This window comes from Maribacter corallii, assembly GCF_047345415.1.
Classification (GTDB): domain Bacteria; phylum Bacteroidota; class Bacteroidia; order Flavobacteriales; family Flavobacteriaceae; genus Maribacter_C.
Window position 1 is genome coordinate 735,536 of sequence record NZ_JBLFEP010000001.1, and the last position, 25,119, is coordinate 760,654.

The window sequence follows — 25,119 nt, forward strand, 5'->3', positions numbered from 1 at the left end:
GCGTGGACAAGACAGCATACAAAATTCATATCGTAGGAGGAGGTCTCAGCGGATTAATCGCTGCCAAAGTGCTGGAAGCGAATGGCTATCACCCTACGGTAATTGAAGCTTCCGGTCGCCTCGGTGGCCGTCTGAAAACGGATTTGATCGAAGGTTATCAACTCGACCACGGTTTTCAAGTGTTGCTTACGGACTATCCTGCAGCTAAAAAACATCTTGATTTCGAGGCCTTGAACTTGCAGCGGTTTTATTCAGGAGCGGTACTTTTCAACGGGGGAAAACCACAGACTATTGGCGACCCTTTACGGGATCCTTCTTTACTCTTTAAAACCCTTTGGGCCAATGTGGGAAGTGTTGCCGATAAATTGAAAATCTTGCGATTGAACCGTATGTTGAAGCAAAAACCGCTCGAAACCATCTTCAACACCAAGGAAACGACCACTTTGGACTATTTAAAGCAATTTGGTTTTTCCGATTCCATCATCCAATCGTTTTTCCGGCCCTTTTTTAGTGGGATTTTTCTAGAACCTCATTTAGCGACCTCGAGCAGAATGTTCGAGTTCGTTTACAAAATGTTCGGTTCAGGCCATGCCGCACTTCCCAAAAACGGTATTCAAGCGATTCCTGAACAATTGAAAACCGAACTAAAACACACCACTTTTAGGCTCAACACCCGCGTACATGCGGTGAAAGACGATAAAATCATTTTAGAAGATGGTAAGGAGCTCCCCTCCCATTTCACCATTGTAGCTACGGCCCCGGAGCAACTGATTTTCAACCTTAAAAGTCAAAAATTGGGGTGGAAAAGTTGTGAAACCTTCTATTTTGAGACCGAAAGTCGTGTAATATCCAAACCGTTGATCGGCTTGATTTCGAATACCGAAGCCCTTATCAACAACATCTTTTACCACACAAGTCTCAAGACTTCAGGCAGTGCGAAGAAAGAGTTGCTCTCCGTAACAGTTGTAAAAGATACCGACATGGATGATATTGGTTTGCGAAAACAGGTCGTTCAAGAATTGAAGGACCATTGTAAGATCGAGTCGGTTCGTTTTTTAAAACAGTATAGCATTCCTTATGCACTGCCCGACCTTAAGAATATCCAATATGACATTGCTCCAACCGAAACCAAGATAAAGGATACGATTTTCTTGGCCGGTGACCATTTGTTGAACGGCTCATTGAACGCAGCCATGTTATCGGGAGAACGCGCCGCACAAGGACTCATGGAAGTATTGGAAGAACGTCCGGATTTGGCCCACTTCACCTCCGATTCCCTATAGCAATCAATACATGGTATTTGCGTTGGCCGACTGTTCGGGTATTTGCTGAATCGCGTCCCAATGCTCACAGATCTTTCCGCCTTCGTTAAATCGAAAGAAGTCCATAGTCACGTATTGGTCATTGGCCGGCCACGTTTGATGCGTATGTAGGGCTACAAGATCCCCTTCACCGATACAGCGCACAAATTCAATGGATTTATCGGGATATTTGGTCTGCATCCGCTCGAAATAGTCAATAAAACCTTGAAGGCCATCCGCCACATCAGGGTTATGCTGAATATATTCATCGCCGACATATAGTGCTACGGCCTTTTTTGGGTTGCCTTCATACGCCATCCGGTAAAAGGCGATAGCGTTTTGTTTGTTTTGTTGTACGTTCATGGTTGTTATTTTAGATTGGCATGTACCGTCAAAGCATATAATTAAACGGATTTGTTTAAATTCTACTACATATCAAATATGGTGACTTATTACTATTTACGATCGTCAGGTAGAACTGAAGAAAACCGAGCAAAAGAAAATGAATGAATAGAATTGACCGACTTGTTGCTATCCTAACTACCTTACAATCAAAAAAAAAGGTAACAGCTAAATTTATTTCCGATAAATATAAAATTAGTGAAAGAACAGTTTATAGAGATTTAAAAGCACTTGGAGAGATTGGTGTCCCTATAAGTTTTGAACGCCATAGCGGATATTCAATCCTTCAAGGGTTCTTTTTACCTCCCATTTCATTGACAAGCGAAGAAGCGAATTCACTAATACTGATATCAAAGCTATCAGAGAAATTTACTGACAAGACCACCAAAACTCATATTGAAAATGCAATTGCAAAAATAACGGCGAGCTTAAGAGCCGATAAAAAGGAAAAAGCAAGTTTTCTACAATCACAAATCAAGATTTACAATCCTCCAAATACATTGGATATTTCCAATTACTTAACTGAAATACAAAATGCAATAATTACCAAACAAATTTTAAGTATAGCCTACATCAATACTAAAGAAGAAAAGAGTATTCGGGAAATAGAGCCAATAGGTTTAACCTTCTATTCCAACCAATGGCATTTAATTGCTTGGTGTTGGAATCGAAACGCGTACCGAGATTTTAAAATCAAAAAGATAAATCATCTAGAAAGTTTAAGAACCCCTTTTAGAAAAAAGGCGCATTTGGATGTAGATGACTATATAAAATTACTGGAGTAAAAATAAATTAAAAAGCACTGACATAGGGTTGTCAGTGAACTACTTCATCTTTGTGAAAATAAGTATTGTTGTAGCAATTTAAAACTGTCAGAGCTTCGAATTACCTCTGAAAAATTGTCAACCTATGGAAAGCGAACACTGATGGTGTACTTAGAAAATCCCTTTGTATTCATTGCTAAGAGAATGAGACTTATGATGTCCCTTTTTGTAAACTAGTCCGTTAAAAAAACGAATCTCAAACGATGGAAAAAAAAGTAAACATTATCGCAAATTTAGCCTCTTCACTTAATCGGAGAGATGAAGTGCCTAATCAGGAACTTGCCAAAGAAATTATGCTTTCAAAAAATAAAAAAGCTGTAAAAGAATTGGTTGAGAATCTATCCAACAAAAAAGCCATTCAAAACGACTGTATAAAAGTGCTTTATGAAATTGGAGCGCAAGAACCTAAACTCATTGCCGATTACATCAATGAATTTGTACTACAATTGCACAGTAAAAATAACCGACTGCAATGGGGCGCAATGATTGCTCTTGGTACAATCACAAATGAACGACCAAAACAAATTTATGCGATGCTTCCAACTATTCTTGAAGCTGCGGACAAAGGCTCGGTTATTACAAAAGACCATGCCGTAAACATTTTAATAAAATTGTGTGCTACAAAAAATTACGCCGATAGTGCTTTTACACTACTAATGGAACAGCTTTTGAAAAGTCATACGAACCAACTTCCTATGTATGCTGAAAGAGCAATCCCGGTAGTTAATGAAAAGAACAAAAATCTTTTTGTGAAAACCCTTTCCTCAAGACTAGACGACATTGAAAAAGAAACAAAAAGAAAACGTGTGGAAAAAGTTATAAAAAAATTCCGCTAGCAGAAAAGCCGAACCTAACAGCACATATAATTAATGAAAGGTTTATGGTAAAATTCGATGTTTATTGATTTAATAGCACTTTTCCAATATTCAAGAGCATACTAATCTGTATGCTTTTTATGTTTTAGACATCCATATAAGTATTCCTTCTTACAAGGACATCAGTTTAAAGAAAATCAAACTTAGGACATAAATAAAGAACAAAAACGGGTCATTTACGAAAACGTTCACAAACCTTTAAATAAATTTCGTAGAATTGTCCGAGCGATACGATTTATATCCAAAGTAATTGGAGTCGACCTAGTGAACTCGTCTTGGGTACATGTTTTAATAAAAAGAAAAATCAGACCGCAAAAAATTTGTACGAACCTAATTTCCAACGCCAACTTAAAAATATGAACACTACTGAAGATTTTAAACAGTTTGCAGCTCTGGACGAAGAACAATTACCGGTCGCTAAACATAAATTACATGATTGGACCCATTTTGCAGGACTCTACGCTGCGGAACACGTAGCAGCGACGGAGTTTGTCATCGGGGCAACCTTTGTGGCCCTTGGTGCCAAGACAATGGATATTATCCTCGGCCTTTTAATCGGTAATATTCTGGCTGTGCTAAGCTGGCGCTTCATCACCTCCCCGATTGCCGTTGATACACGCTTGAGCCTCTATACGTATCTGAACAAGATTGCGGGCGATTCGATGACCCAATTGTACAATTGGGCCAATGTCGTCATCTTTTCGGTAATCTCTGCCGCCATGATAACAGTCTCAGCAACAGCGGTCCGTTTTGCTTTTGATATTCCCGCGCAACTCAATTGGTACCCTACCAATGCCTGGTTTATTCTTATTGTTTTGGCCGTAGGCATCGTAGTGGTGTCCATTGCCCTCTATGGTTTTAATGCCGTTTCTGAATTCTCGGGCATCTGTGCACCTTGGTTATTTGTCATGTTTACCAGCGGCGCTATGGTGCTCCTCCCTGCGTTGTCGTTAGATGTTCTCGATAAAACCTTACCGGCAGGATGGGCCGATTTTATGACCCTCGGCGACCAGAGTATCTGGACGGGTATTAACAGCGATGGCGAACCGGGAATCGGATTGGTCGAAGTCATCGGCTTTGGTTGGGCTGCCAATACCATCACCCATTTCGGATTGATCGATATGGCCCTCCTGCGTTTTGCAAAAAAGAAGAACTATGGATATGCAACCAGTACCGGGATGATGTTCGGTCACTACGTCGCATGGATCGCTGCCGGAATCATGGGTGCCGGTGCTGCCGTTATCTTAGGAAAATCAATTGTAGAACTCGACCCGGGCGACGTGGCCTATTATGCCCTTGGTTGGTCAGGTTTTGTCATCGTGATTGTCGCAGGTTGGACAACCGCAATTACCAATCTGTATAGAGCAGGTTTGGCCGCACAAGCCATTTTCAATAAACACTCCCGAAAGAAAACGACCATTGTCGTCGGTTTCATCACCGTTGCCATTGCCTGTTTCCCCTTTGTGTTTTCACAGATACTGCCGCTACTGACCTATGCAGGGCTGTTGGTCGTTCCTGTGGGCGCCATTGTGTTTGCAGAACATCAGATTTTCCCTAGAATTGGCTATACACGCTACTGGTCCTCGTATCGTAAGCTGACCTTCAGCATGCCTGCCGTTGCCGCTTGGGGTTTGGGGCTCATCTTTGGTTTCGGACTGAATGCCTTGGATGTGATTTCCTTCTACTACCTGTTTATCCCTACCTGGTTTTTTACCATCGCGGTCTATACCCTATTTGCCTCCAGATATGGAGCGAAAGAGACCTACACCGAAGAAGCGGCGGCGGAAGAACTTCGGAATGAAACCATCGAACGTTTTCAAGAACAGCAGGCAAAAGAGGAGCCCGTGATTTCCAAAGATGTTTCTTTGTTCTCTAAGGGATTGAAATTCATAGCGATTTCGGCATTGGTAGCCACCTTGATTTTGGCCTGTAATGTGCTATTCGGGAGCGCTTCGGAAGCCAGTTACATCGAAAATCGGGAACTCTTTTATACCTATGGATTCCTTTGTACCCTCATTTATTTCGTGTTGGCCTATTGGGCGCTAAAACGCGGAAAATCAAATACCACAACCTAAACATGGCAACACCGATACAACTTAATCAAGCCAATTTACAAGAGGTGGGTAGCCAGATGCCCGTGCCTATATACGAACGTTCCGCGGACAAAACCGATATCGTACACATCGGGGTCGGAGGCTTTCACAGAGCCCACCTTGCCTACTACCTACACCTATTGAAAAAAGACGGCGAGGCCTCCTCGCTCTGTGGGATTGGTTTGCGTGAGGCGGATACCAAACTCCACGCTATTTTCAAAACCCAAGATCACTTGTATACGCTGATGGTCAAACACCCCAATGGAACAATCGAACCCGAAGTCATCGGATCCATCGTAGATTTTAAAATGGGCACTACGGACCCCAAGCCTGTCATCGAGCGCATGGCGCATGCAAGTACTACAATTGTGTCGCTGACGATTACCGAAGGAGGTTATAATTTTAACCCCACAACAGGGGAGTTCAATTTTGACAACCCAGACATACAACACGAGTTACGACACCCCCAAGATCCCATAACGGTTTATGGCTTTTTAACGGAGGCCTTAAAAAGACGTCGCGATGCGGGATTACCCGCTTTTACCATTTTGTCTTGTGATAATATCGAGCATAACGGTGATATGATGCGTAAGATGTTGGGCGCCTTTGCCGAGGCGCAAGACCCTGACTTGGCCGTATGGATCACACAAGAAGTCAGCTTTCCCAATAGCATGGTCGACCGTATTACGCCGGTAACCACGCAAGCGGATATCGAAACCCTAGCCCAAAACTATGACGTAGCGGATGCTTGGCCCGTCACCTGCGAACCTTTTATACAGTGGGTAGTAGAAGATAAATTCTCCAACGGAAGACCTGCCTTTGAAAAGGTCGGTGTGCAATTCGTACCCGATGTGGGGCCTTACGAGAAAATGAAATTGCGACTGCTCAATGCTGGGCATTCGGTCTTAGGGCTATTAGGTGCGCTTCATGGTCACCCCACCATCAATACCTGTGTAGAAGATAAGCTCTTCGCGACCTATTTGCGTGCCTTTTTAGACCAAGAGGCCACTCCCATTCTAGGAAACATTGAAGGCATTAATTTGGAGGACTACAAAAACAGCCTCCTTGAACGTTTTGCCAACCCCAATATCAAAGATAGTGTCAGCCGTATTTGCTCGGAAAGCTCGGCCAAACTGCCCAAATTTTTGATTCCGACGATACATGAAAATTTAGCGGCGGGTGGAAGCATTCAATTTGCCACCTTGGTCATTGCGGCTTGGTGTTATTATAGCGATAAAGAAGAGGACCAAAACAGACAGCCATTAGAAATTATCGATGCTTTGCGTGGTAAGCTACACGATGCAGCGAAAAAAACCGAGAAAGTGCCTTTGGCTTTTGTAAAGCAGGAAAGCTTGTTTGGTGCCCTTGCTGAAAATAGGCGTTTTGCGGAAATTTATACTTCGATGGTGCACAAACTGTATCAGGGTGTTCCTATTAAGAAGTTAATGCAGGACTTAGGTTAACAAAATCACAATTCAAAATTCATTGCTAGCAGATTTCCTAATCGGAAATCACGAGCAAAACGCTAACTTTGAGTTCGGCTGGATTGTCCTTCAGACGAACCGTTTGCCAGAATCATGACCATCAAGAAAAATCGTGCCCAAATCGAAATTCAGTGTACCCCATACAGATTGTGACGATAATCACAGAAATAGAAGTCGGAATTGAATAGTATTACAGTGAATCAAAACGGTAAGTAATTGTACTCAGAAAATGACATCATACTACGAAAAACATTAGACAAATTTAATGTCCTAAACGATACGGAGTTTTCAGATTTTTTGGATGTCTGCGAGTATAAGGAGTTTGCTAAAAAACAATACCTTTTGAAAGCTGGTAATTACAATCACGGAATTTACTTTCTAATTTCAGGGGCGGTCGGACTTTTCGAGCTAATTGACGGGAAGGAGATGTATCAAAATTTCTTTTTGGAAAATGAATTTGCCAATGAACTAAAAAGCCTGACCACCAAAACACCTTCTACGAAAAATCTTATTGCATTAAGTGACACTACCTTGTTCCACTTAAGCAGAAAAGAACTTCTCAAACTCTATGAAAAATCTGTTTCATTTGAGCGGTTAGGTCGCAAACTCTTGGAACATTTATTGAACGCTCAAAATGAAATATCATATGTTCTTCAATCTTTAAAACCCGAAGAGCGGTACGCATATTTAGAGAACAAAAGACCAAATCTCTTAAATACCATACCACTAACCTATTTGGCATCTTATTTAGGTCTGGCAAGAGAAACACTAAGCCGCATACGGGCAAAAAGATAACGTTTCAACCGATTGTGATTTTGGTCACAGATTTTCTTCATATCCAAAGATAATTTTGGTTCATAATTCAAACTCGAAAAAATTATGAAAAGATTATCAATGGTGCTACTTACAATGACCTGCTTTAGCTCAATGAGTTGTAACGCCCAAAAACCAAACAATTCAATGAAAATGGAAAAAGAGATAAAAAGAGTGATCGCAACTTTTGTTAAAGCTGGCGAAGAGCGAAATGTAGCATTGTACAACGATATTTTACACGAAAATTTTCGAGTGATTGCAAACAAATACCCAACGCCCGATAAAACATCGATAATTCCAGCAGAAGGCTATAAAGCACTAATTACCAAAGAAGTCATTGGTGGAACTAAATACGAGCTAGTCTTTAAGAGCATTGATATTGCAGAACATTCAGCCACGGTCAGAGCGGAACTGAAAGCGGAAAAAGGTGGACAGTCAGTTACGTTTCTCTTGGTTCAAAACAAGGAAAACGAATGGCAAATTATTGCCGATATGGCTACGCAGAGAAAATGATTGCAACGTTCAACAGCGGAAAAGGGCATTAAACAACAAGAGCTATACATACATTGCTTGCTGCCTGTCGGTAGGCAAGCAAGGTTAAATACTGGCGCATACAAGTACTAATAGGTACGCTGTCAAAAAACCAGTCTCTTCCTAAAATTTTAGTTTTTAAGCACCTTATGATATGTTTCGTAATCAGAAACTGAAAATATTTCACAGATGGCCCTCAACCTAATGGAACCATTATAAAAGGCACAGAATACCGGTAGTTTAAAAAAGTCGCTCTTTCCATAGTCATTACTAAAATGGCACTACGCATCCGACCAAAAGCACCTTTCCACCGGTCAACTGTTTTTAGGGTCGAATACCGTTATCGGTGCTTTTTTACACTTTATCCGAAGTTGGGTCGGTTAACGACTATTTTGTCTGGTTGGGCGAACGAAACCCCGATAAAATAGGGTCTGCGAGTTTTATATATATAAAACAAACAGTCATGAAAACTATCGCAACTTTAATCTTTGTTCTTTTTATCGGAGTTACTGCTCAAGCACAAACTAACACTGAGGAGGTTAAGGTCGAGACCATTGAAATGACTGTAGTAGATGCCACCGAAAACAACGAGACTACTTTAGAGACCGCTCAAGAAGTTGCTCGTTTGTACATGTACAGCAACGCACGTGTAAAGAAAGCCTTGTCTTTTACTACCAAGAGAAATAAGGCTAAAATGGCGTAATCGAGCTTCGCTCCGATACGCATTACAACACCACAACGGCATACACAATGTATTCTCCTAACATGATTGGGGCTGTCCCTATCCCAAGTGAATCTCAAGATGTTCCAAGGGGACTAGGGCCATGTTAATTTAAAGACATCTTTTGCCTTATCATTTCAGCCTTTTATCATATTTGACGTACTTCGCAGAAAATTGCTTCAGATGATTGTATTTATTGATATGGATGAGGTCATAGCGGACACCTACGGGGCGCATATCGAAATCTATAACAAAGACTTTAACGACCAGCTTACCGTTGCAATGTGCGAGGGTAGTGAGGTTTGGCAAAACGTGCCCGTTGAGCGACAGGCCAGTGTCCGAAAACACGCAACACTTCGCGGATTCTTCCGCAACCTTAAACCTATCGCAAACAGCCAAAGGGTGCTAAAGGAGCTCTCTGAAAAGCACGAGGTGTATATCGCTTCCGCCGCTATGCAGTTTCCGAATTCCCTAGAGGAAAAAAGCGATTGGTTGGATGAGCATTTTCCGTTTATACCATGGCAAAATAGGATACTCTGCGGACACAAACATATTTTATCCGGTGATCTTTTGATCGATGACCGTAGCTACAATTTAGAACACTTTGATGGCCGAACCCTTTTATTCACCTCTCCGCATAATGTGAATACCCAAGGCTTTGAACGTGTTGATTCTTGGGATCAAGTAGCCGAAAAACTATTGTAACAAAAAACCCTCTCCGGTGACGAAGAGGGTTGTGTTTTCTATAGCTAGTACGCCTATGCCTCAAATGGCTCGATGGAAACGAAAGACTTTCCACCTGATTTCTTGGTGAACTGTACAATACCATCAACCTTGGCATGCAATGTATGATCCTTACCAGCATATACATTCTCACCAGGATTGTGCCTGGTACCTCGTTGTCTAACGATGATGTTGCCTGCGATTGCCGCTTGGCCTCCAAAAATTTTCACACCTAAGCGTTTCGATTCCGATTCCCTACCGTTTTTAGAACTACCTACACCTTTTTTATGTGCCATGATATTTTAGTTTTACCCTGAACTCTGTTCAGGATCGGTTATACTTTAATTCCTTATGCCTTGCCGCCGTCAAGCTCGTCTTGCCATTTCTTCAACTCATCCCATTTTCCTTCGGCAGCCAATTTTGCTTGTGCTGGCCAAGTGTCCGTAACGTGATTTCCACGTACGTCGGCAATAATTTCGGAAATTTTAGCTGGTTTTGCTTTCGCCAAATCAGCAAAAGTAGCAATACCTGCATCTACAAGCGTTGAAGCGATCTTGGGTCCAATACCTTCGATTTTTTTCAAATCATCAGCTTTTGCCGGTTTTGCTTTGGGTGCAGCAGCTTTCTTAGGTGCTGCTTCCTTTTTAGGAGCGGCTTTCGCTTTTGGGGCTTCTACCTTTGGTGCAGCCTCCTTTTTCGGAGCTGCTTTCTTAGGCTCGGCCTTTGCTTTTTTCGCGCCCTTGGCAACGATACTTTCGATTACGATTTCAGTCAATGACTGACGGTGACCGTTCTTCTTGCGGTACCCTTTTCGTCTTTTCTTGTGAAAGACAATCACTTTGTCACCTCTAAGGTGCTTAACGACTTTCGCCTCAACAGCGGCTCCGTCTATAGCCGGGGCGCCAATAGTCACGTTCTTTCCGTCATCTAGAAGAAGTACGTTGTCAAAAACAACTTTCTTGCCTTCTTCGGTCTGTAAACGGTGAACATACACTTTTTGGTCTTTCGCAACTTTGAATTGCTGCCCTGCCATCTCTACAATTGCATACATAGCGTGTATATTAAATTTGGTTAACGCTCAATTTTGCTTAAGCGGATGCAAATATACATGTAAATGGGTAATTCACAAGGGTTTTGAGAAGATTTTAAGCCGATTTTTTCTTCAGATTGTTCGAAGCCTTGAAAAGTTGCATAAAGCTTAAGGTAAGTACCAAGGTGGTGGCCAATCCCATAATCGCTACGGTTACAAATACGATACCTTCAAAATTGCTATAATCCTTCGCATAGGCAGAAGAAAGTTCCCCTAAAAAAGCGGTATTCAACTCTGTGGAATACAGCGCAAAGAAAACAGTAAAAATCAAGGTGGCGACGCAGCCCGTAATCACTCCGGTTACAAAGCCTGTTCCATAGTTGAACCGCTCCGCGTTTCTAAGACGAAAATATTTGATAGCTTCATAAATTCCGAACCCGGTAATAATTCCATTGAACAAACTGTAAAAGACATCGGTATGCAACCCCAACAATGATAAGATCAAAAAGTAGGCTATGAGGCATCCACTTGTGGCAATACCAAATCGGATAGGTAGAGCATAGTTCTTCATAATAAACGCCGTGATTTTCCCTTTAAATTATTGAATCAAAACCAATTATGCCAATAAATGCTGTTAAAACATTGTTAGAGTTTCCTACAATTTGAACTAAAAATATATATTCGCCGTAACACAGACCCCATAAATGATACTAACGGATGATTGTACTACACTTTTAAACCTTTCAAAATGAAAAAACGATACTTAAGTGTTTCTCTTTGTCTTCTTGCTATAGGGTTTTCTTTCGGGCAGCAAGTTACCTTTGAGGAATACGATTTGGACAATGGACTACATGTCATACTCCATCAAGACAATGCTACTCCTATTGTTGTTACCTCCATCTCCTATCATGTTGGGGCAAAAGATGAAAATCCTGAGCGAACCGGCTTTGCCCATTTCTTTGAACACTTACTGTTCGAGGGCACCAAAAATATCGGTAGGGGCGAATGGGATAAAATAGTCTCATCCAAGGGAGGAACGAACAATGCCACGACCAATGACGACAGAACCTATTATTATGAGGTATTTCCCTCAAATGCATTGGAGACCGGCTTATGGTTGGAATCGGAACGCCTCTTACACCCCGTCATCGAACAAGTAGGGGTAGATACGCAAAATGAGGTGGTCAAGGAAGAAAAAAGACTACGGGTCGATAACCAGCCTTACGGCAACCTTCTGAGTGAAATCAAAAAGAACCTCTTTAAAGTGCATCCGTATCGTTGGTCTACCATAGGTTCTATGGAGCATTTAGATGCCGCAACACTTGAGGAATTTCAAGCTTTTAATAAAAAGTTCTATGTTCCCAATAATGCGACCTTGATCATTGCTGGGGATTTCGAACCCAAAGCAACCAAAAAAATGATCCAAGCGTATTTCGGGCCTATTCCAAAGGGCGAAGTATTCAAAAAAGACTTTCCTAAAGAAGAACCGATTACCGAAGAATTTAAGGCAACGGCCTACGATACCAATATTCAAATACCGGCCATCGTTGCCTGTTATCGTACCCCATCATTTAAAACCCGGGATGCGCGCGTGCTAGATATGATCTCTACCTATTTGAGCGACGGTAATAGCTCTAAACTATACAAGAAATTGGTAGACGACAAAAAAATGGCCCTCGCGGTACAAGCGGTCAACCTAAGCCAAGAAGATTACGGTATTTATGCCCTTTTCGCCTTGCCTTTAGGAGAAACCACCCTAGACGCCCTTGTCAAGGAATTCGACGAAGAAATCAAAAAGTTACAGACCGAGCTGATTTCCGAAAACGACCATCAAAAACTATTGAACCAATTTGAGAACCAATTTGTGAACGCGAATGCCACACTTGAAGGTATCGCATCATCTTTAGCCAATTACCATGTGCTTTATGGAGACACTGACTTGATCAACACGGAAATCGAATTGTACCGTTCGATCACAAGAGAGGAAATCATGGAAGTAGCTCAAAAATATCTGGGTTCGAATCAACGCTTGCTCATGGAATACTTACCCAAAAACAATTCAGAAAACCAGTAAGATGAAAAAGATAATCACGATACTATTTTTATTCGCACTGCTCGTTTCGAGTGCACAAATAGACCGAAGCAAAGAACCAAAAACAGGGCCTGTACCTGAACTGAATCTTGGAGTACCCCAGAGTTTCGAATTGAGCAATGGCCTAAAGGTCATTGTAGTAAAGAATACCAAGTTGCCCCGGGTTTCATTCACATTGACAATTGACAATCCCCCATCCGTAGAAGGTGATAAGGCCGGAGTAGGACAGTTAATGGGGAGTCTTTTAGGTAAGGGTTCCGCAACTATCGAAAAAGACGCCTTTAACGAAGAAGTTGACTATATGGGTGCCTTTATCAGTTTTAACGCTTCCGGCGGGTTCGCTAGAGGACTATCGAAATATTCCGGTCGCCTCTTGGAACTCATGGCTGATGCTGCGCTCAATCCGAATTTCACTGAAGAGGAATTTAAAAAGGAGCAAAACATTTTGTTGGACGGTTTGAAGTCCAACGAAAAAAGTGTCTCCACAGTTTCTGGGCGGGTATCCGCTGCACTCGCCTACGGCACTAACCATCCGTACGGCGAATTCGTATCTCAAGAAACCGTGAAGAACGTCACCTTAGCGGATGTTCAAAAGTATTATAGAAACTACTTTGTACCCAAAAATGCCTATTTGGCCGTTGTGGGCGATGTTGATTTCCTAAAGCTCAAACAAGAGATTACCACGACCTTCGAAGCTTGGAAAAAAGGGAGTCCACCTGTAGTTTCCTTGGCTATCCCAAGGGATGCGCAGTACACACAGATCAATTTTGTGGATATGCCCAACGCAGTGCAATCCGAAATCGATGTGCAGAATATCATGGATTTGAAAATGACGGATTCCGAATATTTTCCCGCCTTGTTGGCCAATAAGGTTTTGGGCGGAAGTTTTCGAAGCTACCTCAACGCCAGCCTTCGAGAGGATAAAGGGTATACCTATGGCGCCGGTTCGCGAATGCGTGCCGACCGTTATGCTTCCCGCTTCACCGCTTCTGCCAGCGTTAGAAATACGGTAACCGATAGTGCCGTTGTCGTTTTTATGGGTCAATTGGAACGTATTAAAAACGAGAAGGTAGATGCACAAGAATTGGCCATTGCCAAAGCGGAATACGTCGGTGAGTTTGTAATGGCACTAGAACGGCCAGAGACGATTGCACGGTATGCATTGAATATTCTGACCGAAGATCTTCCTGAAGACTTCTACACGACCTATTTAGAAAAAATCAATGCCGTGACCGTGGATGATGTGCAACAAGCGGCACAAAAATTCATCAATACGGACAAGGCGAAAATAGTAGTCGTCGGAAAAGGCAGCGAGGTATTGGAAAACTTAGAAAAGGTACGTTTTAAAGGGAAGACGATTCCGATCAAATATTATGATCCGTATGCCATTGCCACCGAAAAACCGGATTATAGTGCCGATTTGCCTGAAGGTACAACGCTCGAAGCCGTATTGAACAAATATATTGAAGCAATTGGAGGAAAGGATAAATTAGAAGGTGTCGAAGCCTATTCCATATTGGCGGAAGCTGAAATGCAAGGAATGAAATTGAACCTTGAAATGAAAAAAACATCCAAAAACCAATTCATGCAAGATGTAAAGGTCATGGGTAACTCAATGAGCAAGCAGGTCATTAACGACGGTGGCGGCTATATGGTCATGCAGGGCCAACGAAAAGATATGGAGGAAGAGGAATTGAAAAAGGCCCGGGAAGAATCAGCGCCCTTTCCTGAATTGAACTACCTGAACGGTGGTGTTACCTTGGAAGGAATTGAAACCATAGATGGCAAAAAGACCTACAAAGTGAAAGTGTCGGATGAGAAAACCTCCTTTTACGATATGGAAACGGGACTAAAAGTGCAGGACCTTACGAGTGGCGAAATGCAGGGACAACAAATGACCAGTACCATTACCTATACCAACTATCAAGAGGTATCTGGTATACTTTTTCCCTTCGCAATCGGCCAAACCATGGGACCTCAAATGCTAGAATTCATCGTAAAGGAAATAAAGGTCAACGAAGGAGTCTCTGACGCGGATTTTGAATAATACCATATGATACCATATAAAAAAACCTGCCTAATGGCAGGTTTTTCTGTTTACAAATAAATGAGGCCTATCCGATTTTTCTAATCTTTGCCTCACCGATCACAATGCCTTTATCTACATGGGCATCGCCTTTGTAATTCACGGTAGTCTCACCGTAGCAAGTAATCTTTAAACGGTCGGAAACATTGACCCTGAAATTACTTTCGCCATAGGCCGTAATCCTGGTAGATCGATTCTCCATTTCGGTAGTGTTCACTTCACTTTCCCCATAGGCGCGATAAACTTGACGATCGACGGAACCCGACTCTACTTCCAAATAACTCTCGCCATAAATAGAGACCGTTAATTCTTTTGTAGTTAGGGAATTGAAATATACTTTGGATTCACCGTAAATAGCTAATTTCAATTTATCTTGATCCATTGGGCTCAATGCCTTAACGATCTCTTCCCCTCGAATGGAAAGTGCCTTTAATTTTTTGTAGGTTATGGTCGCCCGCATCATAGTACCATTATAAATGGATTTTTTCCATTTGCCCTGACCATTTTCCACTTTTTCGGATTTCGTTATCGTTTTTGCACCATCCAGGTAAATCCTGAGGGTTTTTCCTTCTACTTCGATATTGATCTTATCTTCTGAAACCTTTGCATTCTCGATTTTGACCGACTCTTCATCTCCTGCAACAAGGTTGACCTCGATATGCGGACTGATGATGATCTTTTCAAAATTCTTTACGGAAACGGTCTTGTCTTGAGCAGTTGTTTTCACCGTTGCGGTAAGAAAAAGTAGTACGATTGGAAGAATTATTTTTTTCATGATTACATAGTTTTAATGCCAATGTTACTATTGACGAAATATATTGTTTTTTGATGAATTGCCGCTTTAAAGACTATTGCTTCTTTCCTTTGTTACAGTACGTGCCTTATTTCGCTTCTTTTTGTTTACCAGCCACACACCAAAAAGGATGATCCCACCACCCAGTAATTGATATAGGGTAATGCTCTCTCCATCCCAAAAGCCCCATAGAACAGCAACCAAGGGTATCGTATAAGTGACGGAGGCAGCAAACACCGGACTTGAAATATGAATTAATCTATTGAACAATATGTTTGCCCAAGCCGTACCCAAGACCGCCAGCGCCAATACGTACCATATGGTGTTGTGCATTTCAACATTGTGCAGTATCTCTCCAAAAAAGCCAGAAAAAATCACGATAATCACTGCAGGTATAAAAGCGACTCCAAAGCTTGCCGTTGTTATGGTCAAAGGGCCCAAGTGTGCCAAATGTCTTTTGATGATATTGATATTGAATGCGTAGCCCAAAGCGGAAAGAAATATAAAAACAGCATACCAATAATTCTGATCGGGAGTAAACTCCATACCGGTCAAAATCAAAACAGCGGTACCTATAAGACCGATAAAAACCCCTAAAACCTGTCTGCCGGTAATAATGGCCCCAAAAAGTGCGATGCCAACCAAAGTGGTCATGAGCGGTACTGTAGAGTTGAAAATGGACGTGATACCACTATCCAGTTCGGTCTGCGCTATAGCGAACAAAAAAGGAGGAAAAAAAGAACTTGTGAGTCCGGCAATGAACAACCACTTCCAATCGGCCCTTTGAATTTTCGACATGCTCCGAAACCCAAAAGCAAATAAAGTCAGTGATGCAAAAATAATACGCAGCCCCCCAAGCTGTATGGGTGAGAAGCCAACCAGGGCCTTTTTAATCAGAATAAAGGAAGACCCCCAAATAAGGGAAAGCAGTATAAGGTAAAACCACTTTTTTTGATAATCGCCCACAGCTAAATAATTTTCAGCAAATGTGGTATTTTTTTATGATTAATAACATACGTGATGGATCATTACACTGTAACTTTACAGAAATTTAGCGTCTTGAAATCACTTTCGGCGACATTCTTAGTACTGCTCTATATTTTGGCCATGTTACGGCCCGTAATTCCGCTATTCGAGTACGTGATTAATCAAGACTACATTGCTGAATTTCTTTGTATCAATACCGATAGACCCGAACTTGCCTGTAATGGAAAGTGCTACTTAATGCAGAAAATAGCGGAACAAAACGAGGAAAAGAGGCAAAACCTCCCTCGAATTGCCATGGAAGAATACCCCATCGGATTCGTCACCATTAGTTCTTTTGACACCTACGAAGCACTGGCGAACAAGACCTTCAACCTACTTGGTTATCACAATGATTACAGCTTTTTGTATTGTGATAGCAGTTTTCATCCACCCACACACACTTCATAGTTAGTATTTATGCTTATTTGAGCCTCATACTCGGAGGATATCGAATAGCAATCCAATTTATTTTAAATCTAAAGCACGCAACTATGAAAATACGATTCGCTGCCTTTTTTATAATGGCAGCAATGGCGCTATGCGCACAGGAAACAACGAACACAACAATAGACAAATGGTCTGCAGGAAGACCAGATGGCCATGCACCGATATCGGTCATGGGAGACCACATGCACAATCAAGGTGAATGGATGTTCAGCTACCGCTATATGTTTTTGAATATGGCCGACCTCAAACGAGAAAATGACGATGTTTCTTTCGATAATGCATTGGTCGACTACATGGTTACACCAACCGAAATGCCGATGCAAATGCATATGTTGGGAGGGATGTATGCCCCAAGTGATGCTATCACTATAATGGTCATGGCCAATTATGTGAACATGACCATGGACCATCTAACCCGAATGGGAGGAACGTTCACCACTGAGGTCTCAGGTCTTGGGGATGTTTCCGTATCAGGATTGTTTCGCCTTTTCAATCGGAACAAAAGTACCATGCATGGTCAGTTCGGGGTCTCTATTCCTACTGGAGGTGTCACTGAAATGGATGTGATTCCCGCATCGGCCCCGAACTCGGTCGTGCTTCCTTATCCAATGCAATTGGGCAGTGGAACCTTTGATGCGAATTTGGCCATGACCTATCTATGCCAGGGCGAACTGCTCTCTTATGGTGCTCAAGTACGCGGCGTAGTGCGGTTAGGAAAAAACGAACGCGATTTCAGGTATGGTAACCGATTGGGCTTGAACAATTGGCTCGGCCTGAAAGTAGCGAACTGGCTGAGTTTTTCAGCACGTTTAGAAGGCTTGTTGGCAGGAAAAATCAATGGTGTAGATCCCACTTTGAATCCCGATATGGTCATCACGGCAGATACTGAAAATTCTGGAGGCACCTACCTGAATTCAGGTCTAGGGTTTAATCTTTATGCCCCGAATGGAGCACTCAAGAACTTAAGGTTAGGTTTCGAATTCGCGTATCCTTTATACCAAAATTTGAATGGAGTTCAGTTGAAAAACGAAGAGACATTAACCCTCGGGTTGCAGTATTCCTTATAGCAAACTATAGGGGTTCCGAAAAACCGATTTGGAACCCCTATTTTGAATTCCGCTAATCTTAAAAACCAATTTTAACGTACATAAGGAAGAATGGGACAAAACTCCACATTCCGATAAGAATATTGATTAATTTCGAAAAAAAGTAAAATTCCAATGAAGAATATACTCGTTTTATCCATTGTGCTATCACTTTGTATGATAGGCTGCAAAGAAGAAAAAAAGACTGAAGCCGCACCAATGGTCAGTAATCAAATGAAAGAAGTCATGGCAATTCATGACGAGGTAATGCCAAAAATGGGAAAAGTAGGAAGACTGGTCGGAAAACTCAAGCCCATGGTGGATACCACAGCACAAGGCAAGCGCTATGAAAAAGCGATGAAGGACCTCCAAAACGCCAATACGTCGATGATGAAATGGATGCAAGATTTTGGTGATCAATTCGATTCAGATGAAATCATGAACGGCAAGGAACTCTCGGAACAAAAGAAGCTATTGTTGAATGTAGAAGAGGAGAACATCAAAGTGGTCAAGCAGCAAATAGAAAGCAGTATCACCAATGCAGAGGCATTGCTTGGCGAAAAATAGTCGCCCGATTACAAGGGAGCTATGGCACTCTAGAAGGGGAGATGGTCCAAATCCACATTACCCCCTGAAATGACGATACCGACTTTTTGATTCTGAAAGGCCGCTTTCTCACTGATAAGAGCGGCCAACGTCACGGCGCTTGAAGGTTCAATGATGATTTTCATGCGTTCCCAAACCAAACGCATCGCCGATATGATTTCCTCTTCGGTAACACGGGTAATCCCAGCCACGTACTCCTTGATTATTGGAAAGTTCACATCGCCTAAGGTCGTCTTGAGCCCATCAGCAATGGTATTTACGGTTTCGTTTCCTTCTATTTTTCCACTTTGTAGTGAGCGATAGGCATCATCGGCCTCATAAGGCTCTCCGCCATTCACTTTGCAATCGGTTGCAAAATACTGTGCTGCCAAAGCGGAACCGGCGATGAGTCCACCGCCGCCAACTGGACAGAACAAGGCATTCAAATCAGGATGGTCTTCAAAAAGCTCCATAGCCGCAGTACCTTGGCCCAATATGACTTCCCATTGATTTGAAGGGTGCAAAAAAACCGCCCCAGTTTCACGGGCGATACGATCGGCCATTTCTTGCCGAGCTTCCAATGTGGGCTCACATTCATAGATTCTGCCGTTGTATTGACGCACCCCTACCTTCTTTACTTTAGGTGCGGTGGTAGGCATTACGATATGAGCGGTTACACCTAAACTCTGGGCCGCTAAAGAAACAGCTTGTGCAAAATTTCCCGAGGAATGGGTCACTACCCCTTTGCTACGTTCTTGCTCACCGAGCTGCATTATGGCATTGGTCGCCCCACGCATTTTATAAGCGCCTCCACGTTGGAAATTTTCACATTTGAAAAAGACCTCCGCGCCGACATAAGCGTTGATCAATCTAGATGATAAGACCTCCGTTCTATGAATGTAAGGGGCGATTCTGGCGTGACAAGCCACTAATTCTTCTTTATGCATGATATGAGTTATCCATGCAAGATAAATGTTTTATCGAACCCTGATTCGGAGGTCTTAAAAAAATCGACCCTTATTTTCCATGGATCTTCAACCTGATATAATCCGATAGTTCATTTGAATCGTGTCCGTTAGCCTTAGCTCTTTTAATATAGTTTGCCGTCAAGCCATGGATCTTGGCCTTTTTAAATGTGGAAGCGTCAGGGTCGTTGATGCCAGTATCTCGAATGGACTTGATATACTTGGGGCTGATATCATGTATAGCAAAGTTTTTTAGCATATTCGGGTCAAGATTGGCAAAGCCTACTTCCGATAAACCATTGATATAGTCTAACGAAATGTCGTGAACGGCAAATTTCTTGATCATATTTGGATCTAGATTGCTATACCCTATATCGGTGAGACCTTTGATATAATCCACACTAATGTCATGAATAGCGAACTTTTTCAACATGTTGGCATCGATATCTCCGTACCCGACTTGCTCAAGGTCTTTGATATAATCGATCGTAATATCATGAATAGCGAACTTTATGAGCATGTCAAGTTCCAATCCTTCGTACTTTGTACCGTTCAAGGCATTGATATACCCTAAATCGACATCATGTATTCCGAGTTTACCCAACTGTTTTAGGGTAGGGCGATACCCGTGCCGCTTTATTCCAAGAACATATTCTTTTGAAACATCTCCCAAAAACAGTTTGAAATAATTATACCGGTCATCCCCGTCGGTGAGAATGCCCTCTTGCTCAAGAAAAGACTCGAAAGACTTGTTTTTCTCGAAGGTGAAATCACCTGTTGATTTGATATTCGGAAATTGCCCCTGAAACTTAATTGTTCCCGATGGTTTGATGAGTTCAAATCCCCCAGCATTTTGTGTGAACTCCTTTTCAGGAATGCAAAGGCTGATCATGAATGATGGATTGCTTCTATTCTCGGCATCCATAAGCTGTATACATACCTTGTTTTTTTGCAGGGTAGCAAACCAAATACCCTCTTTGATTTCGGACCGATGATTAAATGTGGTAAACGAAACACTGGTTTCTTCTTTCGCGTTCTGTTGCCCCAAGGCCCACTGAAATGATACCAAAAGCATCAAAAAGACACTTATTTTCCAATTGATAGTTGTTTTCATTCTGCTGTTTTTTAATGATGTATACTAGGATAACTCCTCCTTTGGAAAAAGGTTACAGCATAGGCTGAAAAAAATGTTAGTGTCTTCTACGAATTCTCATCTTGCCTCTGTGGTAGGTATTTTTTCAAAAACAAGATGGTGTACTCCATCGGTATCCATGGTAAAACCAACGATGGTATCCGATTTGTCCCGAAGAAATTCCAGTGCATTAAAAAAGGTTGACGTACTTGTAAATACATCTTTTTTTACAGGCCTAAACTTGATTTCTTGGTGATTTAAATTCGTTGCGATCAATTCACCGTTTTCAAGGCGAAACGAGAATAGTGTCGCATAGGGGGCGTTGTAATATGTTCCCTCGTATAGTCGTAAAGATTGATCCGAGTGATGCGCAGGTTCATATCTCTCCATAATATCAGCCTTGCTCTCGTTGAAAGTAAAGAAGAGCTTCATCCCTTCTCCATCTCTTTTAAACTTAAAAAGTCTGATATCTTCATTTGCTCCTACCTGCTGAAAAGTATCATCGGAAAGTGGAAGCAACTTTTGTGATCGCTCGCTAAAAATCCATCGAGACCGTAGGGTATCGTTTTCTACAAATAGCTGTGAGGCATACCCGCCTTTCTTAAACCAATAGTGGCCCTCCAAAGCCTTTAGCTTTTTAGTGCTCAATTTTTTGGTCTTTAGAGCACTATAATCAATAGCGGGCGGTTGCAGATATAGATCTGTAACAAATGGTTCTATGGCACCCATCGCCAAAGCCCCATTATACTGGTTGCTATTACCCAATGCGAAGGAAACAATGTTTTGATTAAGATAGCGAAATACATTGGTACCATACCCCCCTTGCAAACCAAAATTCCAAAATATGGGAAGCCCTCTTTCCGGGTGGGTAAATTCACGACCAATAGCCATTTCCCCCCAGTAATAACTAAACTTTTCACCAGTAGAAAGTTGAACAGGCCGATCTAACCTTCGAATCAATTGCCCAAGATTGCCTTTAGGGTCTGCGTAGTTCAAGTACCATTTCGCAAGATCTTCGGCCGAACAGTAGGCATTGATGGCACCTGTAACGCCACTGCGAACCTCAAGCTTCTTAAAGCCTCCACTTTCCATTTTTTGATAGGGTTGGGCTACTCCGGCCAGTATCGTATTACTGTCATCTCGAATTGTCGAGTTCTCCATTCCAAGAGGTTCGAAAATATGGGCCTTAACGAATTCCGCAAAAGACAAACCTGAACTCCTCGCCACAATTTCGGCCATTAGTACTGATTCGGTAACAGATTCATGAAAAGAAAAATCGGTTCCTGGCTCAAAAGAAAGTACTTTTTGAGAAGCAACTAATTTTAGTGCTTTTGCTTGGGTCGAGATAGTTGTGGTGCCCTCAATAACATTGTTTATCCGATTGATATCGTGAAGGCCGCTCGAATGGTTCAACAAATGTGCTATGGTAACAATATGGGCATACTCAGGTAATTCTGGCAAGTACTGGCGAATGTCTTCATTTAGGGCAATTTTTCCTTGTTCTTCTAAAAGCAAGATGGCCAGGGTGGTAAATTGCTTGGACATTTCCCCAAGTTGAAATTTCGTTTGGGGCGTTATTAATTCGTTGGTCGTCAAATTGGCCGTGCCGAATCCTTTCAGGTATAAAACTTTCCCGTCTTTTAGTATTGCTGCCGCTCCTCCCGGTTGATTTGAGGTATTCCACACCTTAAAAATCGAATCTGAATGCTTTTCTAGATGATGAGGAATTTGAGCAACGTTTACTGTACTTAATAGTAGTGTTATGAATACTAAGATCAGTGTCTTGTCCATTTTTAGAACTTCAGTTTTTGTGCTAAACATGATATACTACTCAGGATAATTAACATAGGTATACGACTTATGAATAATCGTCCACCGACCTTGATATTTTAATAACATGAGGTAGTCGGTATACACTCTTTTCGCATTCGGCATTAAAATTTCAATTTTCGCCATGGCTGCATCATTTTCGTAATCGATCGATACGATTCTGCCAATACGATTGCTTTTTTTGCCTTCTGAAATGCCTCCGGTATAGTCTTGACCGTACCATACATTCACACTATCGTTTCTGATACTATAGAGGTTCAATTCTGGGTGAAAAGCTCTTTTCACTCGATCCGGTTCCCCATTCGCTGTACCTTCGATATAATCCATTAGCGTACTTGTTATACCTTCTAGCTCTGTTTGTGCACTTATCAGCTGTAGACCTAAGACCAATAGCACAAGACATGCGATTCTTTTTTTCTTCATTTTTTCGGTTATTTGTTTCATTCGTAAGGTTTCTATTCGGTTGGCCCCTAAAGGCCCAAAGTGATGATCATATGTAGCAATAGCCTATCCTTTGGTATTGTTTATTGAAAACGACCTTCGTTGCCTACAATTACTTGCGGTCAAGTGGATCTCATTTGGTTTTCATTCCGTTTTCACGGGAAGTCGTTTCCTTTTGAAACCAGATATCGGCTATCCCATTGGTAGCTAAGTGAAATCCTAAGATGGTTCCGCTTGGACTTCTCTTGAAGGTCATGGAGTCAAAATGACGGCGGTCACCGGTAAAAACATCGGGTATTCTTGGGTCTAATTGTACGGGGTCTAACCTCCGATGGGTTAGGATGAGCTTTCCTTTATCAATGCGCAAAGAATAGGAGGTATCTAGTGATGAGGCATAATAATTTCCAGTGAAATCATTCAAGTTCTTTCCCCAACTTGCATTGGCATCATACGCTATGGAATGAAAGCTATTCTCCCCAACTGTTACAGACATGGTCTGTGGGACCGCCTTCGAATCAAAATGTACAATGACCTCTCCGGGGGCGATCATGCTAAAGCTGTTCTTAGTCAGGGGCAAAAGGGCACTTTCATTTCCCGGACCTCTAAAGTACCTAAGGGTGTCATTGACGATATGAATTTTTCGAGTGGAGTGATTGGAACTATCCCAATAGTCACCTACAAAGGTCGAAAGTTGTTTTTCGGACAGTTTTTTAAAGACCATATCTTCAGATTCGTTTGATATGGGCTCTAAAAAGTCTTCGATATATAAGGCGCTTGCCTGTGTTCCGGCATAACCGTTATAGGCGCCATCATTACCCATAATTACGACGGCAAGGTCATAGTCGGGATAGCGGATCAATTTACTGGCATAGCCGCCGGCTACTTCCGTATGATACAGTTTTTTGGTTCCTCGAAAATTCCAAAATCGATGAGCCCCCGTATACAGTGCCGTATTGGCTTCCTTTACGTTTTGCCCATTGACTATGGAAAGACTTTCAAATTTTTGGACCATTTTTTCGGTACCGACTTTAGGGTTTCTAAGTTCTTTGGCCCAGAGGCACATGTCACCGACCGTAGTATATACATCTGACAAAATCGTATGTGTATGGTTGACCGTAGTATTGGAAAACCCCTTATCCCCGGCAAAATATCCTTGTGCCTTTTTAGGGATTACATGGCCGTCATCGAACACTGAGTTTGTCATTCCCAATGGTTCAAAAATCTCCTCGGTCACAAAATCCGTATAGGTCATGTTCCCCACCTTGGCGATGAGATCTTCAAGTACCATAAAACCAGCATCTGAAAAACGTTGTACGACTCCGCTGTTCGTTTCTGATTGGGTTTGGTTCCGAATCATTGTATACGCTTGTTCCCTGGTATAAATATCTTCGGTTCTCCATCCGGCAAGAACCTTGGAAACCTCCTCGTTGTTTAATCCGCTCGTATGGTGCATCAATTGCATAATACTAATGGACTGCGGAAAGGACATCAATTTGGGCATATGCTTCCGAACATCGTCATTCAAAGAGAGTTGACCCCGCTGCTCTAAGAGCAAAAGGGCATAGACCGTGAACTCCTTAGCCAAATCCCCAATATGGAACCTGGTTTCCGGACTTATTGGTATCCGATGTTCCAAATTGGCCAAACCATAACCTTTCGTATACACGATTTCACCATCGTTAAGGATTCCCACGGCAATTCCAGGCCTATTCGGTGTATCCCATTGGGAAAAAACCGCATCTATCTGCGAAGGGGCAATTTGTCTTTTTTGAATGTCTTGTGAAAAAGTAGTGGTGGTGAGTACCAATACGGCTACTGTTGCGAATAAATTTTTCATTTC

25 protein-coding genes are annotated in these 25,119 nt (G+C 42.1%); 14 read left to right on the forward strand and 11 right to left on the reverse strand.

Translation table 11 applies throughout. From position 1 onward, the window contains the following. The first annotated feature begins 2 nt into the window (after positions 1 to 2). A complete protein-coding gene (locus tag ACKWCA_RS03405) occupies positions 3 to 1,283 on the forward strand; it encodes an FAD-dependent oxidoreductase (RefSeq protein ID WP_413976730.1) in 1,281 nt (426 codons plus the stop codon). A 3-nt stretch (positions 1,284 to 1,286) separates the two neighbouring features. Here ACKWCA_RS03405 and ACKWCA_RS03410 read toward each other — a convergent pair whose 3' ends face one another. Next, on the reverse strand, positions 1,287 to 1,664 hold the full coding sequence (locus ACKWCA_RS03410; protein WP_413976731.1) for a nuclear transport factor 2 family protein: 378 nt from the start codon (positions 1,662 to 1,664) through the stop codon (positions 1,287 to 1,289). 143 nt (positions 1,665 to 1,807) lie between these two features. Between ACKWCA_RS03410 and ACKWCA_RS03415 the strand changes: the two genes are divergently transcribed. The 8 genes from ACKWCA_RS03415 (at position 1,808) to ACKWCA_RS03450 (ending at position 9,749) form a co-directional block, all read left to right on the forward strand. Then, a complete protein-coding gene (locus tag ACKWCA_RS03415) occupies positions 1,808 to 2,488 on the forward strand; it encodes a helix-turn-helix transcriptional regulator (RefSeq protein WP_413976732.1) in 681 nt (226 codons plus the stop codon). 242 nt (positions 2,489 to 2,730) lie between these two features. After that, on the forward strand, positions 2,731 to 3,363 hold the full coding sequence (locus tag ACKWCA_RS03420; protein ID WP_413976733.1) for a hypothetical protein: 633 nt from the start codon (positions 2,731 to 2,733) through the stop codon (positions 3,361 to 3,363). Between the two features lie 395 nt (positions 3,364 to 3,758). Further along, positions 3,759 to 5,477 carry a purine-cytosine permease family protein gene (locus ACKWCA_RS03425; RefSeq protein ID WP_413976734.1) on the forward strand — a complete coding sequence of 573 codons (1,719 nt, stop codon included), beginning with the start codon at positions 3,759 to 3,761 and terminating at the stop codon, positions 5,475 to 5,477. A gap of 2 nt (positions 5,478 to 5,479) precedes the next feature. Beyond that, on the forward strand, positions 5,480 to 6,958 hold the full coding sequence (locus tag ACKWCA_RS03430) for a mannitol dehydrogenase family protein (RefSeq protein WP_413976735.1): 1,479 nt from the start codon (positions 5,480 to 5,482) through the stop codon (positions 6,956 to 6,958). A gap of 237 nt (positions 6,959 to 7,195) precedes the next feature. Further along, entirely contained in the window at positions 7,196 to 7,774 is a 579-nt protein-coding gene (locus tag ACKWCA_RS03435; protein WP_413976736.1) for a Crp/Fnr family transcriptional regulator, read from the forward strand. Between the two features lie 84 nt (positions 7,775 to 7,858). Then, the gene (locus ACKWCA_RS03440) at positions 7,859 to 8,305 is read left to right on the forward strand and encodes a nuclear transport factor 2 family protein (RefSeq protein ID WP_413976737.1); all 447 of its coding nucleotides are present in this window, start codon (positions 7,859 to 7,861) and stop codon (positions 8,303 to 8,305) included. Positions 8,306 to 8,786: 481 nt separating this feature from the next. Further along, positions 8,787 to 9,026, forward strand: coding sequence for a hypothetical protein (locus ACKWCA_RS03445; RefSeq protein WP_413976738.1), 240 nt, complete (start codon positions 8,787 to 8,789; stop codon positions 9,024 to 9,026). Between the two features lie 201 nt (positions 9,027 to 9,227). Further along, positions 9,228 to 9,749: a 5' nucleotidase, NT5C type gene (locus ACKWCA_RS03450; protein ID WP_413976739.1), complete on the forward strand. Its 522-nt coding sequence runs from the start codon at positions 9,228 to 9,230 to the stop codon at positions 9,747 to 9,749. Between the two features lie 53 nt (positions 9,750 to 9,802). On the opposite strand, the gene rpmA is transcribed toward ACKWCA_RS03450, so the two are convergent. From rpmA to ACKWCA_RS03465, 3 genes are all read right to left on the reverse strand, one after another. Next, positions 9,803 to 10,063: a 50S ribosomal protein L27 gene (rpmA, locus tag ACKWCA_RS03455; RefSeq protein ID WP_413976740.1), complete on the reverse strand. Its 261-nt coding sequence runs from the start codon at positions 10,061 to 10,063 to the stop codon at positions 9,803 to 9,805. A gap of 53 nt (positions 10,064 to 10,116) precedes the next feature. Next, positions 10,117 to 10,818 (reverse strand): 50S ribosomal protein L21, encoded by a 702-nt coding sequence (gene rplU, locus ACKWCA_RS03460; protein ID WP_413976741.1) that lies wholly within the window; start codon positions 10,816 to 10,818, stop codon positions 10,117 to 10,119. Positions 10,819 to 10,912: 94 nt separating this feature from the next. After that, entirely contained in the window at positions 10,913 to 11,368 is a 456-nt protein-coding gene (locus ACKWCA_RS03465; protein WP_413976742.1) for a DUF4199 domain-containing protein, read from the reverse strand. A gap of 177 nt (positions 11,369 to 11,545) precedes the next feature. Between ACKWCA_RS03465 and ACKWCA_RS03470 the strand changes: the two genes are divergently transcribed. Beyond that, the gene (locus tag ACKWCA_RS03470; RefSeq protein WP_413976743.1) at positions 11,546 to 12,871 is read left to right on the forward strand and encodes a M16 family metallopeptidase; all 1,326 of its coding nucleotides are present in this window, start codon (positions 11,546 to 11,548) and stop codon (positions 12,869 to 12,871) included. 1 nt (position 12,872) lies between these two features. Next, complete coding sequence (locus tag ACKWCA_RS03475) at positions 12,873 to 14,936, forward strand: M16 family metallopeptidase (protein WP_413976744.1); 2,064 nt, start codon at positions 12,873 to 12,875, stop codon at positions 14,934 to 14,936. Between the two features lie 67 nt (positions 14,937 to 15,003). Here the strand turns inward: ACKWCA_RS03475 and ACKWCA_RS03480 are convergent, their stop codons facing one another. Together ACKWCA_RS03480 and ACKWCA_RS03485 are read right to left on the reverse strand one after the other, a co-directional pair. Continuing rightward, positions 15,004 to 15,750 (reverse strand): head GIN domain-containing protein, encoded by a 747-nt coding sequence (locus tag ACKWCA_RS03480; protein ID WP_413976745.1) that lies wholly within the window; start codon positions 15,748 to 15,750, stop codon positions 15,004 to 15,006. A gap of 66 nt (positions 15,751 to 15,816) precedes the next feature. Continuing rightward, positions 15,817 to 16,734: a DMT family transporter gene (locus ACKWCA_RS03485; protein WP_413976746.1), complete on the reverse strand. Its 918-nt coding sequence runs from the start codon at positions 16,732 to 16,734 to the stop codon at positions 15,817 to 15,819. Between the two features lie 54 nt (positions 16,735 to 16,788). Here ACKWCA_RS03485 and ACKWCA_RS03490 point away from each other — a divergent pair, with 54 nt between their 5' ends. The 3 genes from ACKWCA_RS03490 to ACKWCA_RS03500 all read left to right on the forward strand — a co-directional run bounded on the left by ACKWCA_RS03490 (position 16,789) and on the right by ACKWCA_RS03500 (position 18,893). Continuing rightward, complete coding sequence (locus ACKWCA_RS03490; protein ID WP_413976747.1) at positions 16,789 to 17,202, forward strand: hypothetical protein; 414 nt, start codon at positions 16,789 to 16,791, stop codon at positions 17,200 to 17,202. Positions 17,203 to 17,285: 83 nt separating this feature from the next. Then, entirely contained in the window at positions 17,286 to 18,308 is a 1,023-nt protein-coding gene (locus ACKWCA_RS03495) for a transporter (protein ID WP_413976748.1), read from the forward strand. A gap of 153 nt (positions 18,309 to 18,461) precedes the next feature. Continuing rightward, entirely contained in the window at positions 18,462 to 18,893 is a 432-nt protein-coding gene (locus ACKWCA_RS03500) for a hypothetical protein (RefSeq protein WP_413976749.1), read from the forward strand. A gap of 29 nt (positions 18,894 to 18,922) precedes the next feature. On the opposite strand, the gene ACKWCA_RS03505 is transcribed toward ACKWCA_RS03500, so the two are convergent. The 5 genes from ACKWCA_RS03505 to ACKWCA_RS03525 all read right to left on the reverse strand — a co-directional run bounded on the left by ACKWCA_RS03505 (position 18,923) and on the right by ACKWCA_RS03525 (position 25,116). Beyond that, on the reverse strand, positions 18,923 to 19,858 hold the full coding sequence (locus tag ACKWCA_RS03505) for a threonine/serine dehydratase (protein ID WP_413976750.1): 936 nt from the start codon (positions 19,856 to 19,858) through the stop codon (positions 18,923 to 18,925). A gap of 70 nt (positions 19,859 to 19,928) precedes the next feature. Further along, complete coding sequence (locus ACKWCA_RS03510) at positions 19,929 to 20,990, reverse strand: hypothetical protein (RefSeq protein ID WP_413976751.1); 1,062 nt, start codon at positions 20,988 to 20,990, stop codon at positions 19,929 to 19,931. Positions 20,991 to 21,086: 96 nt separating this feature from the next. Further along, positions 21,087 to 22,799 carry a serine hydrolase domain-containing protein gene (locus tag ACKWCA_RS03515; protein ID WP_413976752.1) on the reverse strand — a complete coding sequence of 571 codons (1,713 nt, stop codon included), beginning with the start codon at positions 22,797 to 22,799 and terminating at the stop codon, positions 21,087 to 21,089. 36 nt (positions 22,800 to 22,835) lie between these two features. Next, on the reverse strand, positions 22,836 to 23,261 hold the full coding sequence (locus ACKWCA_RS03520; RefSeq protein WP_413976753.1) for a nuclear transport factor 2 family protein: 426 nt from the start codon (positions 23,259 to 23,261) through the stop codon (positions 22,836 to 22,838). A gap of 151 nt (positions 23,262 to 23,412) precedes the next feature. Beyond that, on the reverse strand, positions 23,413 to 25,116 hold the full coding sequence (locus ACKWCA_RS03525) for a serine hydrolase domain-containing protein (RefSeq protein WP_413976754.1): 1,704 nt from the start codon (positions 25,114 to 25,116) through the stop codon (positions 23,413 to 23,415). Positions 25,117 to 25,119: the final 3 nt, after the last annotated feature.

Coding starts and splice junctions, on each gene's coding strand:
- ACKWCA_RS03410 (WP_413976731.1), bottom strand. CDS start 1,664: ATGAACGTACAACAAAACAAACAAAACGCTATCGCCTTTTACCGGATG.
- ACKWCA_RS03415 (WP_413976732.1), top strand. CDS start 1,808: ATGAATAGAATTGACCGACTTGTTGCTATCCTAACTACCTTACAATCA.
- ACKWCA_RS03420 (WP_413976733.1), top strand. CDS start 2,731: ATGGAAAAAAAAGTAAACATTATCGCAAATTTAGCCTCTTCACTTAAT.
- ACKWCA_RS03425 (WP_413976734.1), top strand. CDS start 3,759: ATGAACACTACTGAAGATTTTAAACAGTTTGCAGCTCTGGACGAAGAA.
- ACKWCA_RS03430 (WP_413976735.1), top strand. CDS start 5,480: ATGGCAACACCGATACAACTTAATCAAGCCAATTTACAAGAGGTGGGT.
- ACKWCA_RS03440 (WP_413976737.1), top strand. CDS start 7,859: ATGAAAAGATTATCAATGGTGCTACTTACAATGACCTGCTTTAGCTCA.
- ACKWCA_RS03445 (WP_413976738.1), top strand. CDS start 8,787: ATGAAAACTATCGCAACTTTAATCTTTGTTCTTTTTATCGGAGTTACT.
- ACKWCA_RS03450 (WP_413976739.1), top strand. CDS start 9,228: ATGATTGTATTTATTGATATGGATGAGGTCATAGCGGACACCTACGGG.
- rpmA (WP_413976740.1), bottom strand. CDS start 10,063: ATGGCACATAAAAAAGGTGTAGGTAGTTCTAAAAACGGTAGGGAATCG.
- rplU (WP_413976741.1), bottom strand. CDS start 10,818: ATGTATGCAATTGTAGAGATGGCAGGGCAGCAATTCAAAGTTGCGAAA.
- ACKWCA_RS03465 (WP_413976742.1), bottom strand. CDS start 11,368: ATGAAGAACTATGCTCTACCTATCCGATTTGGTATTGCCACAAGTGGA.
- ACKWCA_RS03470 (WP_413976743.1), top strand. CDS start 11,546: ATGAAAAAACGATACTTAAGTGTTTCTCTTTGTCTTCTTGCTATAGGG.
- ACKWCA_RS03475 (WP_413976744.1), top strand. CDS start 12,873: ATGAAAAAGATAATCACGATACTATTTTTATTCGCACTGCTCGTTTCG.
- ACKWCA_RS03480 (WP_413976745.1), bottom strand. CDS start 15,750: ATGAAAAAAATAATTCTTCCAATCGTACTACTTTTTCTTACCGCAACG.
- ACKWCA_RS03490 (WP_413976747.1), top strand. CDS start 16,789: ATGGATCATTACACTGTAACTTTACAGAAATTTAGCGTCTTGAAATCA.
- ACKWCA_RS03495 (WP_413976748.1), top strand. CDS start 17,286: ATGAAAATACGATTCGCTGCCTTTTTTATAATGGCAGCAATGGCGCTA.
- ACKWCA_RS03500 (WP_413976749.1), top strand. CDS start 18,462: ATGAAGAATATACTCGTTTTATCCATTGTGCTATCACTTTGTATGATA.
- ACKWCA_RS03505 (WP_413976750.1), bottom strand. CDS start 19,858: ATGCATAAAGAAGAATTAGTGGCTTGTCACGCCAGAATCGCCCCTTAC.
- ACKWCA_RS03510 (WP_413976751.1), bottom strand. CDS start 20,990: ATGAAAACAACTATCAATTGGAAAATAAGTGTCTTTTTGATGCTTTTG.
- ACKWCA_RS03515 (WP_413976752.1), bottom strand. CDS start 22,799: ATGGACAAGACACTGATCTTAGTATTCATAACACTACTATTAAGTACA.
- ACKWCA_RS03520 (WP_413976753.1), bottom strand. CDS start 23,261: ATGAAGAAAAAAAGAATCGCATGTCTTGTGCTATTGGTCTTAGGTCTA.
- ACKWCA_RS03525 (WP_413976754.1), bottom strand. CDS start 25,116: ATGAAAAATTTATTCGCAACAGTAGCCGTATTGGTACTCACCACCACT.